Source organism: Tepidicaulis marinus (assembly GCF_000739695.1).
Classification (GTDB): domain Bacteria; phylum Pseudomonadota; class Alphaproteobacteria; order Parvibaculales; family Parvibaculaceae; genus Tepidicaulis; species Tepidicaulis marinus.
Map to the genome: position 1 here is coordinate 70,713 of NZ_BBIO01000011.1, position 13,915 is coordinate 84,627.

Sequence of the window (13,915 nt, forward strand, 5' to 3'; positions counted from 1 at the left end):
CCGTAATCACGGGAAAAGTCCGCAAACGTGTGCAGAAAAGGATTTTCCGCTAGGCTCGGCGCCAATCCGCAAATAACGCAGACAATTGGACGAAAAGAACAGGAACGCCGATGAGCTGGGAAAAGGAAGTCGAGGAAATTCACCTGCGCCGGAAGCTTGCCAAACAGCAAGGGGGCGCGGAGGCCGTTGCCCGCCAGCACGAAAAAGGCCGGCTGACGATCCGCGAGCGCATTGGCGAGCTTGCCGATGAAGGCTCCTTCCGGGAAGCGGGCGAAGGGGCGGGCGTGCCCGAATTTGCCGAAGATGGCAGCCTGAAGGATTTCCAGCCCGCCAACTACGTGCTCGGCCTTGCCAAAGTGGGCGGGCGGCGCGTCGTTATCGGCGGGGAGGATTTTACACTGAAAGGCGGTTCGCCCAACCCGGCGGGCCTGCGCAAAAGCGTTTATGCCGAGGACATGGCCCTTAAATACAAACTCCCGCTCGTGCGCCTGCATGAAGGGGGCGGCGGCTCGGTGGCCGGTTCCGGCGGGAAAGGGGCAAGGCCGACCGGCGATCCGGTTTTCGCCCGCGCGCGCTTTCTTTCCATCGCGCAAGTGGTCGGCACCGTGCCCGTTGCGACCGCCGCGCTCGGCCCCGTGGCGGGCATGCCGGCGGCGAGGCTCGTCGCCTCGCATTTTTCCGTCATGACGGAGACCTCGCAGGTCATCATTGCCGGGCCTCACGTCGTCAAACGCGCCATGAACGAGGATGTAACGAAAGAAGAGCTGGGCGGGCCGCAAATCCATGCCAAATCGGGCGTCATCGACAATGTGGCGAAAGACGAAAAAGACGCGCTCGGCCAGATCGCCCGCTTCCTCTCCTATATGCCGGACAATGTCTGGGAACTGCCCCCTTCCATGGAACCGGAAGACGACCCGGAGCGCATGGAAGAAAAACTCCTTTCCATCGTGCCGAAGGAACGGCGCAAGCCTTTTCAGATGCGCCAGATCATCAAGGCCGTGCTCGACAAGGACAGTTTTTTCGAGATGACGAAAAAATACGGCCCCTCGCTCATTACCGGCCTTGCCCGGCTGAACGGGCACAGTGTCGGCGTTATCGCCAATGACTGCATGTTCTATGCGGGCGCGATGACGGCGGATGCGGCCCAGAAGCTGCGCCGCTTCGTGGATACCTGCAACACCTTCAACCTGCCGGTCATCTCCTTCGTCGATGAGCCGGGTTTCATGATCGGCTCGGCCTCGGAAAAGGCGGGCACGATCCGCTATGGCACCTCGGCAATTGCAGCGGTGATGCAAAGCCGCGTGCCCTGGGCGAGCGTCATCGTCCATAAGGTTTTCGGCGTGGCGGGTGCGGCGCATTTTGCGCCCGACTCTTACGTTCTCTCCTGGCCCTCCGCGCAAACCGGCGCGCTGCCGGTGGAAGGCGGTGTCGCCGTCGCCTTTGCCCGCCAGCTTGCCGAAGCCGAGGACCCGGAGGCCCTGCGCCAGGAGATCGAGGAAAAGCTCGCCGCAGCGCAGTCGCCTTTCCCACGCGCCGAAGGCTTTTCCGTGCATGAACTGATCGACCCGCGCGAGACCCGCCCGCGGCTGTGCGAATGGCTGGACTGGGTAAACCCCACCCGCGACCTCGCCCTTGGGCCTTACGAAACCACGATGCGGCCTTGAGGTGAGAGGACATCCCCTCACGCGTCACCCTCGGGCTTGACCCGAGGGTCCATAGCTAAGGTTGCGGCAAGTCATAAAGCTGCTTGGACCCCGGCATAAAGCCGGGGTGACACATAGTGTTTGACGTCAAGCAGTCCATCGCCTTTTACAAAAGCTGTCACCCCGGGCTTGTCCCGGGGTCCATGAGAAGCAGCAACGTGTTGCACGGCCCAATGGACCCCCGGATCAAGCCCGGGGGTGACGATCCGGGGGTCAATAATATTGCTGCCCCAGCACTTTGCCCATATAGGCGCAGACTTTCAGCTGCACGTTCCGGCCCTGCCGGTCGCGGGCGCGCACATCGTAATAATCCTCGTGAGACTTGATCTGCGTGAAGCGGGAATAATGCTGCTTCTGCAGGCCCGAGCGCCAATGGCTGAACTGACGCCGCTCGCCCTTGGCGTATGCGGGCCCGTTATAATTGCGTGCCGGTTTTACGGCGAGAATATGCCCGTTACGCGCCGCGACTTTCACATTGACCGGACGCCCGCGCCGGTCGAGGCCGCGCGCCAGATAGGTGCCTTGACGCTCCTGATAGACCACCCGGTCGAAGTTCCGGTACCCGTGGCGCCTCAGATCCCGCACGATATGATCGATCGGCGTGAAACGGCCCGGGCGGTGCACATGGCCGCGCCCCCGGCTGATATCGTAAAGCGCGCCGGTGCGCGCATCCGCCTTGGCGGAAACGGGCCTGCCCTGCCGGTCGAAGCCTTCCAGCTTGTAAAAGCGGTTATTGGGGGAAAGAACGATATCCGTCACCCGGCCCCCGGAACGGTTTTCGACAAGCTGCACCATGCGCGGCAAAGAACGCACCTGGGTCACACGCTCGTGATGGCCGTAATTGCGGTCATCGTCGCTCCAGCGCGCTTCCAAATGCGCGGCGATCGCCTGCGCCAGAATATCGCCGAAGAGATTGTTTTGCGCCTGAGCGGCGGGTGCCGCGCCCAGAAGCATGAATGCCATGCCCGAAGCTGCCAGAATTTTTTTCATGATGTTTCTCCGCCTGCTGCGTGATTGAAGACAGGCGAAGAATGATGCCGGTTTGCTGAACGCCCCCGGCACGGCGGATTTAGATGAGGTTCATGTAGCTGAATGGAAATCTAGCCGCCGAGGAAAAGCCGCCCGACTTCCGGATTCTCCAGAAGTTCGCCGCCTTTGCCTGCAAGTGCCGCGCGGCCTGAGACAAGCACATAGCCGAGATCGGCAAAGCCGAGACCCTTCTTGGCATTCTGCTCGACCATGATGATGGTCTTGCCTTCGTTTTTCTGCAGGTCTTCCAAAATCTCGAACACCATGTCGATGAAACGCGGCTCAAGCCCGATTGAAGGCTCATCGACAAGCAGCACCTGCGGGTCCATGACCAGCGCGCGGCTGATTTCCAGAAGCCGCCGCTCGCCGCCCGACAGAACGCCCGCCCGCTCGCGCCGCCGTTTGGCAAGGCGCTCATACTTGCCGAAAATTTCTTCCGCCGCCGCGCGTGCCTCCGCCGGACGGGACTTCAGATAGCCGCCCATCAGAAGATTTTCCTCAACGCTCATATCGGGGAAAACGGAATTGTCCTGCAGGATATAAGCGATGCCGGCTTTCGCGAGTTTTTCCGCCGGGCTGAGCGCGGTCACATCCCTGCCCGCCATATGGATGCTGCCGCCCATGATCCGGGTGAAGCCGAAGATGGAATGAAGCACGGTGCTTTTGCCCGCCCCATTGGGGCCCACGAGACAAAGACTCTGGCCCTTGCCCACCGCAAGATCGAGCCCGTGCAGAATTTCCATCTTCCCGTAACCGGCTTTCAAACCTTTCAGTTCAAGAAGCGGTTCACCAGCGCATAAGGAAAGCGCTTCCTCGCTTGTGATCCCGCTGCCCAGCGCCTCGGCCTCGCGCGCCACCGCATCGACGGATAGAACCGTCTCAGTGCCGCCCTCGCCATATCCGCTGATTATATCCGCGCTCATATCTGTCCCCTATTGCGCGCCGAGATAAGCATCGAGCACGCGAGGGTCTTCGCGCACCTCATCCGGCGTGCCGGAGGCAAGCACCTGGCCATGGGCAAGACAGGTGATGCGGTCGGCGAGGTTCATGATCACGCGCATATTGTGCTCGATAACGAAAAGCGTCACGCCGAGTTCCTTGTTCGCACGTTTCAGCCTATCGATCAGCCCGTTGATGAGCGTCGGGTTGATGCCGGCCGTCGGCTCATCGAGCAGTAGCAATTTCGGCTCGCTCATCAGCGCCATGGCAAATTCTAGAAGCTTTTGCTGCCCGAAGCTCAAAGAGCCCGCCAGAAGATCGCGCTTTTCATAAAGCCCGACGAAAGAAAGAAGATCGCGCGCGCGGGCCTCGCTTGCCCGCCCCGCCCGGCGGAAAAGCGGCAGGATGCCTTCTTTCACATCCGGCGCGCTGATGCGCATATTGTCGATCACCGGCATCTGGCCATAGATGCGTGTTTGCTGATAGGTGCGGGTGAGCCCGCGCCGCGCGATCTCGGCAATCCGCAAAGCGGAAATATCCCGCCCTTCATAAAGGACCGCGCCTGCATCGATGGGATGCGCGCCGACGATGGAGCTGAAGAGTGTCGTCTTGCCCGAGCCATTGGGCCCGATCAGGCCCGCAATCTCACCCTCTCGCACGCTGAGCGAGACGGCATCATTCGCCACCACACCGCCGAAGCGTTTCGTCACGCCTTTCACGTCCAATAGCAAGCTCATTGAACCTCCGCTTTGGAACCGAAGCGGCCGGGAAATTTTTCCCGCAGCGTGCCGAGAATGCCTTGCGGGAAGAAGACCACGATGGCGACGATCAAAAGGCCGAGCGCCACGCGCTGCCAGCCGAGGAGATAGGTCCAGAAGATTTCCTGCGTGATGTGAAAAACCGCCGCGCCGATGACCGGCCCCCAAAGCGTGCCCTTGCCGCCAAGAATGGCCATGAGCACCATCCAAACCCCGTAAGTCGCGCCCGCAAAGGCGACATCGCGCGGATCGATAAAGCCGATGAGATTGCCCGCCAGCGCCCCGCTAATGCCGAGAAAGAACGCCGAAAGGCTCCAGGCCGCGGTTTTCAGCCGCGCCGTATAAAGCCCCATGGCTTCGGCTTTGTCTTCATCGTCGCGCACGGCATTCAGCGCCAGACCGAAGCGCGTGCCGTAAAGCCAGCGCAGAGTAAGAAACGTGGCAAGCGCCAGCGCCGCCAGCGTGAAATAGAAGAACAAGGAACGTGCAGCCAGCGCGCCGGGGAAAAGCGGCACGGTCATCCCCGAGCCCGCGCCGACATAATCCCAGCCCCCGGCAATCTCCCCTGCCGCAATGCCGAGGCCGAGCGTGCCGATGGCAAAATAATGCCCCCTGAGGCCCAGGATGCCGAGGCCGAGAAAAGCGGCGGCGGCGGCGGCAAGGACGCCGCCCAAAGCCGCGCCGATTGCCAGCGCTTCATAATAGCCAAGCCCGCTGTCACGCTGAAACACCGCGCAGGCATAAGCGCCGATGCCGAAGAAAAGAATATTGCCGAAGGAATTATAGCCAAGCTGACCGCCCATCAAATCCCAGGTCAGCGCGAAGACGATCATCAGCCAAAGAAAAGTGAACTGCGTGACGAAGGCGGGCGCGAGAAACGGCGCGGCAAGGACAAGCAGCCCCGCCCCGGCGACCGCGGCATATCTGGCAGCGCGTCCCTTCATTTCAGATACATCCTTTTGCGCTGCAGGCGGAGATTGCGCCAAACCAGCACGAGCACCATAAGAAGGAAGACGAGGGCGATCTGATATTCCGTGCCGAAGATGAAGCCCGCCACATTTTCAAAGGCCCCGAGGCCAAGCCCGGCTGCCACCACCGCGCCAATATTGCCGATACCGGCAACGATCACGATGAGAAAGGAGCGCACGGTGTAGGGAAGCCCGATATAGGGATGGATCGCCCAGGCCATGACGACAAGCGCGCCCGCCGCCCCGCACAGCGCGGCATTCAGCGCATAGGTCGCGGCATAGACCCGGTCCGTATCGATACCGAGAATGGACGCGGCGCGCGGGTTTTGCGCCGTCGCGCGGATCGCCTGGCCGAGGCGGGAATATTTCAGAAAAAGCCAAAGCAAAAGCCCGAGGCCGAGCGCCAGAAAGAAGGCAAGCACCTTGATCTGCGCAAGCGCCACCGCCCCGTCGAAAAGCAAAAGCGTGCCGAGCCCGGCCTCGAGGGTGCGCACATCGGCACCGAAAAGCTCGTTGGAAAGCTGCTGCAAGACGATGGAAAGGCCGAAGGTCGCGAGCACCGAAACGAAAAGATCCCGGTCGATGACACGGAAGATCACGAGCCGGTAAAGTCCCCAGCCGAGAATGAAAAGCGCGAGCGCGGCAATGGGAATGCCGAGCAGCACGGGAAGGCCGGCCTCCGCCGCCATCAGCGCAACGAAGCCGCCCAGCATCACGAACTCACCCTGCACGATATTGATGATGTTGAGCACGCCCCAGACAAGCGCCATGCCGAAAGCTGCCAGCACGAAGACCGCGCCGATGAGCAGCCCATTGAGCGCCAGATCGGCGCTGAGCACCGGATAATCGAAAAGCAGGAGAAAATTATCGATCATGGAATCCGGTCCCGCTCAGCGCGCATGCATTGGATAGCGCAGCTCGGCTTCGGCAGGTTCGGGCGGATAAACGACTTTGTATTCGCCGTCCTGCACCTGATAGAGCACCATGGGCTTGGCGACATTTTTGCCGCTCTCATCGAAACGGATCGGCCCGTAAAACGTCATCATATCCGTTTCGGCCAGCGCATCGCGCACGGCCTTGGGATCGAGCGTGCCGGCCCGCTCGAACGCATCGGCGAAGACCATGACGGCGGCCGCGGATTCGGCTGCCTGATAAGGCGGCGGCGCCCCATAAGTCTCTTCATAGAGCCTGGCGAAATCGGCTGCCGAACCGAAAAGCGGATCGCTATATTTCAGCGCCGGGGCCCATTGCGCCGCGCAGAGAAAGCCCTCCGCCTTCTCGCCGAACTTCTCGATGATCTGCGCGGAATCGCAGTGGGTGAGCCCCACCATCGGCAGCTCGATACGCATGTCGGAAAGCTGGCGCACCGCGAGCGCCGCCCCGCGCGCATGGCCCGAGACAAGCAGCACGTCCGGGCGCAGCGCGCGCACCTTGGCAAGCGTCGCGGACATGTCATTGAGCTCCGGCGGCAGCTTGTCCTCGATCACCATTTTCATGCTGTGCCGTTTGATGTCGGCAAGAACACCGTTCTGCACATCCTGCGAGAAAGGATCGTTCTCGAAAGCGCCTGCCACACGCACACGCGAAGGGTCATCCGCCACCTTGGCGGCAAGATCGACCACCGGCTGCAAATATTGTTCGGTCGTGGAGAGCACCGCGAAGAGATACCGGTAGCCTTCGGTAAAAAGCGAGACGGACGCCCCGTTCGCCTCGACCATGGGCACGCCGTATTTTTCCGTCACCGGCGCCATGGCTTTGGTGAGGCCGGAACTGTAAGGGCCCAGAATATATTGCACCCCGTCCTGGGCGATCAGCCGCTCGGCAAGCTGGGCACCGCGGGCAGGGGTCGATTCATCATCGTAATAGACGATCTCGAGCGTATATTTCTTGCCCGCCACTTCCACGCCGCCGCGCTCATTGATCGCCTTGGCGGCCAGGTCATAGCCCTTCTGCGTGAAATCGCCATTCGTGGAATATTTGCCGGTCAGCGAGATGGCCGAGCCGAGACGGATGCTCTCGGCGAGCGCGGCGCCCGGCTGGAAAGCGGCCCAGATGAGCGCTGCCGTGAGCGCCGCTCGCCCTGCTTTTCCCGTCCATTTCCGCCTGGCCATGCCCATTTCCCCCGCCTTGTCCCCGATTTCGCCCGTTCCGGGTCTTCTGCCCGCTTTAAACGGGCCGCCATCTTACAGACTCCCCCTCCCCCTGCAAGGCAGGGGGCAGGCTTGAAAATGGCGGAACCGATCCAAATATTTAGAGGCGCGGACGCCGGAAGGGTCCGCGAGGGATGCCGTGCCCGCCGGCCCATAAGGGCGGCTCTTTAAGGCATCTCACAGGATCATCGCTTGAATGGAGGATGTTCTTATGAACGCGTTTGATTTTTCCCCGCTTTACCGCTCCACGGTCGGCTTCGACCAACTCGCTTCACTGCTCGATTCCGTGCTCTCGGAAGGCAATCAGCAAAGCTTTCCCCCTTACAATATCGAGCGCACCGGCGAGAACGAGTATCGTATTTCCATGGCCGTTGCCGGGTTTTCCCAGGAGGAACTGGGCATTGAAGCGCGCCAGAACCTTTTGACCATTACCGGCCGCAAGGAAGAAAAGCCCGAGAGCGAGGACGATAAGGTGCGCGTGCTCCACCGGGGCATCGCCACCCGCAGCTTCGAGCGCCGCTTCCAGCTTGCCGATCATGTGGAAGTGCGCGGCGCGAGCCTCGAAAACGGCTTGCTGCATGTCGATCTCGTCCGCGAAATCCCCGAGACGATGAAACCGCGCCAGATCGCCATTGCGCATGGCGGCGAAAGCGGCACCAAAACGATCGAAAGCCGGGCCGCCGACTGACCGCCTTCCTCCCGCGGAACGGGAGCATGTCAGCCATGAAAAAGGGAGCGTTTTGCGCTCCCTTTTTACTTCTGCGCGGCCGCCCTCATGACGCGAACTTTTGAGGCTGCGGCAATAAAGCTAGTTTCTATTACAAAATACCGGCGCCTGCCCTTGCAAGATCCGGACTTTTTTAGGGTTTTAAGTGTCCCTTAAAATGCTTTTACTATCTTTAGAGAGCAGAAAACGTCTTTTGGGCTATGCGGTGCGCCGCCTAGAGCGCCGGGATGCATATGGCACATTTCGCCAGCAAGGGAAAAATCTGGCCGAAAGCGGCAGTCTGGGATGCGGTGTTGCGCAAAGCAGGCCGCAACGACCGGCTCTATATCGCCGCCGCGTGCGCCGGCCTTTTCGCTCTTCTTCTCATCGGTCAATTTACCTTTTACACGTTCTGGCCGGCGCCGGGCTTGCTTGCTTTCATTGCCGTTCAAAGCGCCATGGCCATTTTTACGCTCGGCCTTGCTTTCGCCCTCCTCCATTGGCGCCTCATCAAACCGCTCCAGGAGATGCTCGGCAAAGCCGCGCGCAAAAGCGCTGAGCTCGGCCTGCCTGAACCTGAGATCGGGCGGCGGCAATCGGTCGGCACGCTGCATCAGATCATCGCCCTTATCCTCCACCGGCTCGACGAGCAGGACGACCGGACCTTGCGTCTTTCCCTCGCCGCCAGCCATGCCGAATATGGCGTGATGCTGACCGACCCGGAGGGCAAGATTCTCTGGATCAACCAGGCCTTCACGCATCTGACCGATTACGAGCCGGAGGTCGTTCTCGGCCGCAAGATCGCCGAATTTGCCGAAGACCGCCTGGGCGGACCGCAAGTTTTCGATGCCGTGGCCGATGCCATGAAGTCGGGGCATGGACGGGAGATCGAAACGGTCAATTACACCCGCAATGCGCACCGCTACTGGTCCGCCATCCACGTCAAACCGATCGAGGACGAAGGCGGGCAGGTTGAAGGCTATATCGCCTATGAGCGGGACATCACCGCAACGAAAACGACGCAGTCAGCGCTCGAGGCAAGCCGCACGCAGCTGCAACAGCGCGTGCAGGACCTGCAGACCACCCAGCATCAGCTCGAGCATGAGCAGACGAAATTGGCGCAAGCCGCCCAGGAACTTATCCGCGCCAAGGAATCCGCGGAACAGGCGAACCGGGCAAAATCTGACTTTCTGGCCACGATCAGCCACGAATTACGCACCCCGATGAACGGCATCCTGGGCATGGCGGACCTGCTTCTGGAACAGAATCTGGAACAGGAGCAGAAGAATTACGCGCGCACGATCCGGGAATCGGGGGAAGGGCTGCTGGTCATCCTCAACGACATTCTGGATCTGTCCAAACTGGAAGCGGGCAAGCTCGAACTGGAGACGGTCCCGCTGGCACTCGAAGAAATCGTCAAAGCCGTGGTGAGGGTCATGCAGCCCAATGCCGCGGCCAAGAACCTGACCCTTCACACTCACATCGACCCTGCCCTGCCCCGCCTTATCGAAGGCGATCCGACACGGCTGAGACAAATCCTCTTCAACCTGACCTCCAACGCCATCAAGTTTACCGAGAAAGGCCGCGTCGACATTCGCTTGGAGGCGCGCAAGAACGAGAACGGCGAGGCGCTTGCCGTCATCAGCATCGAAGATACCGGCATCGGCATTGCGCCTGAAACGCAGTCGAAACTTTTCGAACGCTTTTCCCAGCTGGATTCCTCGATCTCCCGCACCCATGGCGGCACGGGCCTCGGCCTTGCCATTTGCCAGGAACTGACTTTCCTGATGGGCGGGGATATCGAGATGGAAAGCACGCCGGGCAAGGGCAGCCTCTTCCGCGTCTCGCTGCCCTTGAAAGTGGCGGAGGCGGCGAAAGACATGCCGGCTCCAAAGCCCCTCGATGCCAGCCAGGCGCTGGCCGCCATCCCGCCGCATATGAATATTCTGCTTGCAGAAGATAATGACGTGAACCAAAGACTGATGCGCGCCATCATCGACAAGCTCGGCCACAATCTCACCATTGCAAAAAACGGCATCGAGGCGGTGAAACATTTGCGCCGCGAACCCTTCGATCTTGTCTTGATGGATATTCAGATGCCGGAAATGGACGGCGTCATCGCAACCAAGGTCATCCGCGCCGCCGATTCAGATTGGTCGGATATTCCCATCATCGCGCTGACCGCCCATGCGATGCAGGGTTCGAAAGAGCAATATTTGCAGGTGGGCATGGATGGGTTCGTTTCCAAACCCATTCACCTGCCGCTGCTGCTGGCAGAGATCGCCCGCGTTCTCCACGAGCGCGGACGCATCGCACTGCCTGCGGATGATGCCGTTTCCGCGCAGCCCTGCGCGGAACAGAACACCGCATCGCCCAACCACAAAGCGGAAACGAAAGACACCTTGCAGCTTCTTTTGAACAAGATGGAGCGCCAAGCGGGCGGGCACCCCCCGCGCAAGGCAACACACTGATCCGGAAGCGGGCCGCTGGATTTTTCGTCAGGCCGCTTCCTGCAAGCGTTTGAGTTTTTCGACGACTTCGGTGCCCAGCTCACCGCCGTTCCCCTCGACGTCATGATCGACAAGCAAAGAGAGCGCATCGACATGGGCGCGCACGATCAGCACCACATCGTCGCTGAGCGCCGGCTTGGCGCGCAGAAACTCGCACAGAAGTTCGCTTATCGAGGTGATGAGGTCATAGCCGAACGTGCCCGCCTGACCTTTGACATTATGGCTTGTGACGAAAAGTTCCTGAAGCGGCGCCTCTGCATCGGTTTGCTCGCCCTCAAGCGCATGCAGGCAGGCGCGCAGCGTTTCGATGTCCTGCACAAGCTGCGCGCGGTAACCTTCTTTCAGCGCCGCAACGGCCGCATGCGCGCGCGCCAGAATTTCATCCGCATTGTCCTCGGACACGAACCGTCCTCCCGTCGCCTATGAGCCGGGCGTCCCACCGCTTTCAATCAACGCACCTAATTAAAGCACTTGATTAAAGCACTGGGCGCATACCGAGAAAACGAGTTTACATGGCAGGGCTGAACAGAATCTGAACCCCGGCCCCGGGCCGCGAGGGGCGGAATTACGTTAAATAGGTCAGGCAGCCTGTCTCGTTAAGGATTGGATCGAGACGGCCCCGGTCCGGACAAGCCGCGTAACGCTCTTTCAGCGCTTTGAGCGAGCGGGCATGGTATTTTTGGGGCTGCTGCGAAAAGACGCCGCCTTCGATCTCCACCTCGAAACGTTCCGCCCCGCTTTCAAGCGCCGTGGCATTCGCCGTGCTCCAGGGCAAAAAGCGTGCCCCAACTTCCCGCGTAAGAAACGGAATAAGCGTCTCCTTAAGGCTCTCCCAAGCCTCAAAGCCCCCTTCCTTGCCCGCTTTGGGGTCCGGCTCCAGCATGCGGTCCGACCAGCTTAGAAGGCCGGGATGGTTTTCTTTCAGATAAGCGCCTGCCGTCGGATCGAGGCTCATTTCATAGAACTGCGCAAAGAGCCCGAAATCGGCAAAGGAAGGCCGGCTGCCAAAGACATAAGCACGCCCGTTCAGATGCGCCTCAAGCAGCGCTGCTGCTTCTTTCATCGAGCCTTCGATAAGCGGCGCGGTTTCGGGCGAAGAGCCGACGAAATAAAGCCGCCCGGCCATGCGCTCGCGCACCATGTCCGCCACCGCTTTCGTCTGGGCCTCATCGAGCCCCGGCGCCTGCATCGCGGCGATGCTATGGGCGGTTGCGATCTGATCGGGCTCATAGGTCCAGCGGTAATGGAACATGTGCTTATTGCCCCACTCATCCGCATATTCTTCCAAAAGCGCGGAAATGAATGCCAGCACCGGATCTTCCGGCTGGATGGCCGGTTCAGGATAACGCGCCTCCATCTTTTCAAGGATGGGCGTTGAATCCTGCAAGCCCTCGTCTTCCGGTGTCACGACCAGAGGAATGAGCGGCAGCTTGGCGTATTTCTGGAACTCGCCTTGCGTGCTCGCATCCCGCACCACCCATTCGTGCGGGATCTGCTTGTAGCGGAAATAAGAGCGCACCTTCACCGAATAAGGGGAAAGCTCGGCCCCGAAAATTCTATATGCCGCCTCTGCCATGCCGCATCTCCCTATTGATCTGTTTCATTGATGTGTTTGAGCGTCATCTTAGTATGGAGCGGGCCGGATCGCTAACCTCCTCACACAGGCTTCACATGTCCCCAACCGCCGAAACGCCCATCAGGATTGCCAGACAGCGCTTCAAGCTGCGCATCTGGATCACCTCGCGCCTTTGGGCGCAGGTGATCGCGGGCATGGTGCTGGGCTTCGCGCTCGGGCTTTTCATGAGCCAGAACAGCGATCTTCTGGCCCCCGGAAGCATGGAAATCATCGGCCTCTGGCTCGCTCTCCCCGCCAAGATCTTCATGGCGCTGATCGCCATGGTGCTCGTGCCGCTGATTTTCTGCTCGATCGTGGCCGGTTTGATGAGCGCCGCATCGGGCACCGAGCTGCGTTCGGTGGGGCTGCGCCTCGGGACTTTCATTCTGGCGACAACGGCGGCAGCCGCGACCGGCGGCATTCTTCTGGCAAGCTGGATAAAGCCGGGCGCCGGGCTGGGCGCGGCCAGCAGTCCCGCGCCGCCTGCTATGCCATCTGCCGCAGCAGAAGCCGCACCGGCGCTGCCGCTCGAAAAAGGCGTCGCCGCGCTGCCTGAAATGATTGCCGCCATCCTGCCCGCCAATCCCACCGCCTCCATCGTGCAAGGGGATATGCTGGCCATCGTGGTGCTGGCGCTCCTCATCGGCATTTCCGTGATGCAGGTGGAGCGCGAGCGCGCCCAGCCCTTTCTGGCGCTGGTGGACGCGCTGCTTTCCATTTCCATGAACATCGTCAAATGGGCGATGTTTCTCACCCCTTATGCAGTGTTCGGCCTCATGGTGCAGCTGGTTATCCGTATCGGCCTTGATACGGTGCTCGGCATTTCGGTTTATGTGGGCACGGTGCTGCTTGGCCTGGCGCTGCTGCTTACACTTTATCTTTTTATCGCCGGTATGTTCGCGCAGACCGGCCCGGCGGAATTTCTCAAAAAGGCGGGCGGCAACCTGCTTCTCGCCTTTTCCACTTCCAGCTCCTCCGCCGTCATGCCGGTCACCATCCAGACCGCGCGCCGCCTCGGCGTGCCGGGCAATATCGCCAATATCGTCATTCCCCTCGGCGCGACCATGAATATGGCCGGCACCGCCCTTTATCAGGCCATTGCGATTCTCTTTCTCGCCCAGCTTGCCGGGGTGGAACTGAGCCTCGCCCAAGTCGCCATCGTCACCGGCACGCTTATCGCCTCCTCCATTGGCGCGCCCGGCACGCCGGGGGTGAGCATCGCGATTCTCAGTTCCGTCGCCCTTTCCATGAACATTCCGGTGGAAGGCATGGTCATTATTCTGGGCGTGGACCGCCTTCTCGACATGTGCCGGACCGCGGTGAATGTGACCGGCGACCTGACCGCCGCCCTTCTCTTGCGGGATATCGGCGGGCCGGAAAGCGCGCCGGGCACGCCGGAGCGCCTCTAACGCTTGGATTCCCGCCTGATTCGCTTATGGTTAATCGAGAAAACCCGGCATTTGGCCTATAGGTCAGCACCCCTGTCGTATTTGCTTGATCAAGACGGGGTATTTCTGGCAATATCCGGCCTCCGGTG

At 60.7% G+C, this 13,915-nt stretch carries 12 protein-coding genes; 4 read left to right on the top strand and 8 right to left on the bottom strand.

Annotated elements, in window-relative coordinates:
- Window positions 1-110: 110 nt before the first annotated feature.
- Window positions 111-1,664: an acyl-CoA carboxylase subunit beta gene (locus tag M2A_RS11045; RefSeq protein ID WP_045447206.1), complete on the top strand. Its 1,554-nt coding sequence runs from the start codon at window positions 111-113 to the stop codon at window positions 1,662-1,664.
- Window positions 1,665-1,916: 252 nt separating this feature from the next.
- On the opposite strand, the gene M2A_RS11050 is transcribed toward M2A_RS11045, so the two are convergent.
- The 6 genes from M2A_RS11050 to M2A_RS11075 all read right to left on the bottom strand — a co-directional run bounded on the left by M2A_RS11050 (window position 1,917) and on the right by M2A_RS11075 (window position 7,508).
- Window positions 1,917-2,693, bottom strand: a complete 777-nt coding sequence (locus tag M2A_RS11050; protein WP_045447209.1) for a hypothetical protein — start codon at window positions 2,691-2,693, stop codon at window positions 1,917-1,919.
- Window positions 2,694-2,803: 110 nt separating this feature from the next.
- Window positions 2,804-3,655: an ABC transporter ATP-binding protein gene (locus tag M2A_RS11055; protein ID WP_081875570.1), complete on the bottom strand. Its 852-nt coding sequence runs from the start codon at window positions 3,653-3,655 to the stop codon at window positions 2,804-2,806.
- Window positions 3,656-3,664: 9 nt separating this feature from the next.
- Window positions 3,665-4,408 (bottom strand): ABC transporter ATP-binding protein, encoded by a 744-nt coding sequence (locus tag M2A_RS11060; RefSeq protein WP_045447210.1) that lies wholly within the window; start codon window positions 4,406-4,408, stop codon window positions 3,665-3,667.
- A complete protein-coding gene (locus M2A_RS11065; RefSeq protein WP_045447214.1) occupies window positions 4,405-5,373 on the bottom strand; it encodes a branched-chain amino acid ABC transporter permease in 969 nt (322 codons plus the stop codon). The genes M2A_RS11060 and M2A_RS11065 overlap by 4 nt, the downstream gene beginning before the upstream one ends.
- Window positions 5,370-6,272: a branched-chain amino acid ABC transporter permease gene (locus tag M2A_RS11070; RefSeq protein WP_045447217.1), complete on the bottom strand. Its 903-nt coding sequence runs from the start codon at window positions 6,270-6,272 to the stop codon at window positions 5,370-5,372. The genes M2A_RS11065 and M2A_RS11070 overlap by 4 nt, the downstream gene beginning before the upstream one ends.
- Before the next feature lie 15 nt (window positions 6,273-6,287).
- A complete protein-coding gene (locus M2A_RS11075) occupies window positions 6,288-7,508 on the bottom strand; it encodes an amino acid ABC transporter substrate-binding protein (protein ID WP_052379410.1) in 1,221 nt (406 codons plus the stop codon).
- A 250-nt stretch (window positions 7,509-7,758) separates the two neighbouring features.
- Between M2A_RS11075 and M2A_RS11080 the strand changes: the two genes are divergently transcribed.
- The gene (locus M2A_RS11080; RefSeq protein ID WP_045447382.1) at window positions 7,759-8,235 is read left to right on the top strand and encodes an Hsp20 family protein; all 477 of its coding nucleotides are present in this window, start codon (window positions 7,759-7,761) and stop codon (window positions 8,233-8,235) included.
- Window positions 8,236-8,501: 266 nt separating this feature from the next.
- Window positions 8,502-10,724, top strand: coding sequence for a PAS domain-containing hybrid sensor histidine kinase/response regulator (locus M2A_RS17430; RefSeq protein ID WP_052379411.1), 2,223 nt, complete (start codon window positions 8,502-8,504; stop codon window positions 10,722-10,724).
- A 27-nt stretch (window positions 10,725-10,751) separates the two neighbouring features.
- On the opposite strand, the gene M2A_RS17435 is transcribed toward M2A_RS17430, so the two are convergent.
- Window positions 10,752-11,165 carry an Hpt domain-containing protein gene (locus M2A_RS17435; protein ID WP_052379412.1) on the bottom strand — a complete coding sequence of 138 codons (414 nt, stop codon included), beginning with the start codon at window positions 11,163-11,165 and terminating at the stop codon, window positions 10,752-10,754.
- A gap of 163 nt (window positions 11,166-11,328) precedes the next feature.
- Window positions 11,329-12,339 (bottom strand): glutathione S-transferase family protein, encoded by a 1,011-nt coding sequence (locus M2A_RS11095; RefSeq protein ID WP_045447219.1) that lies wholly within the window; start codon window positions 12,337-12,339, stop codon window positions 11,329-11,331.
- A gap of 95 nt (window positions 12,340-12,434) precedes the next feature.
- Between M2A_RS11095 and M2A_RS11100 the strand changes: the two genes are divergently transcribed.
- Window positions 12,435-13,787, top strand: coding sequence for a dicarboxylate/amino acid:cation symporter (locus tag M2A_RS11100; protein ID WP_045447222.1), 1,353 nt, complete (start codon window positions 12,435-12,437; stop codon window positions 13,785-13,787).
- Window positions 13,788-13,915: the final 128 nt, after the last annotated feature.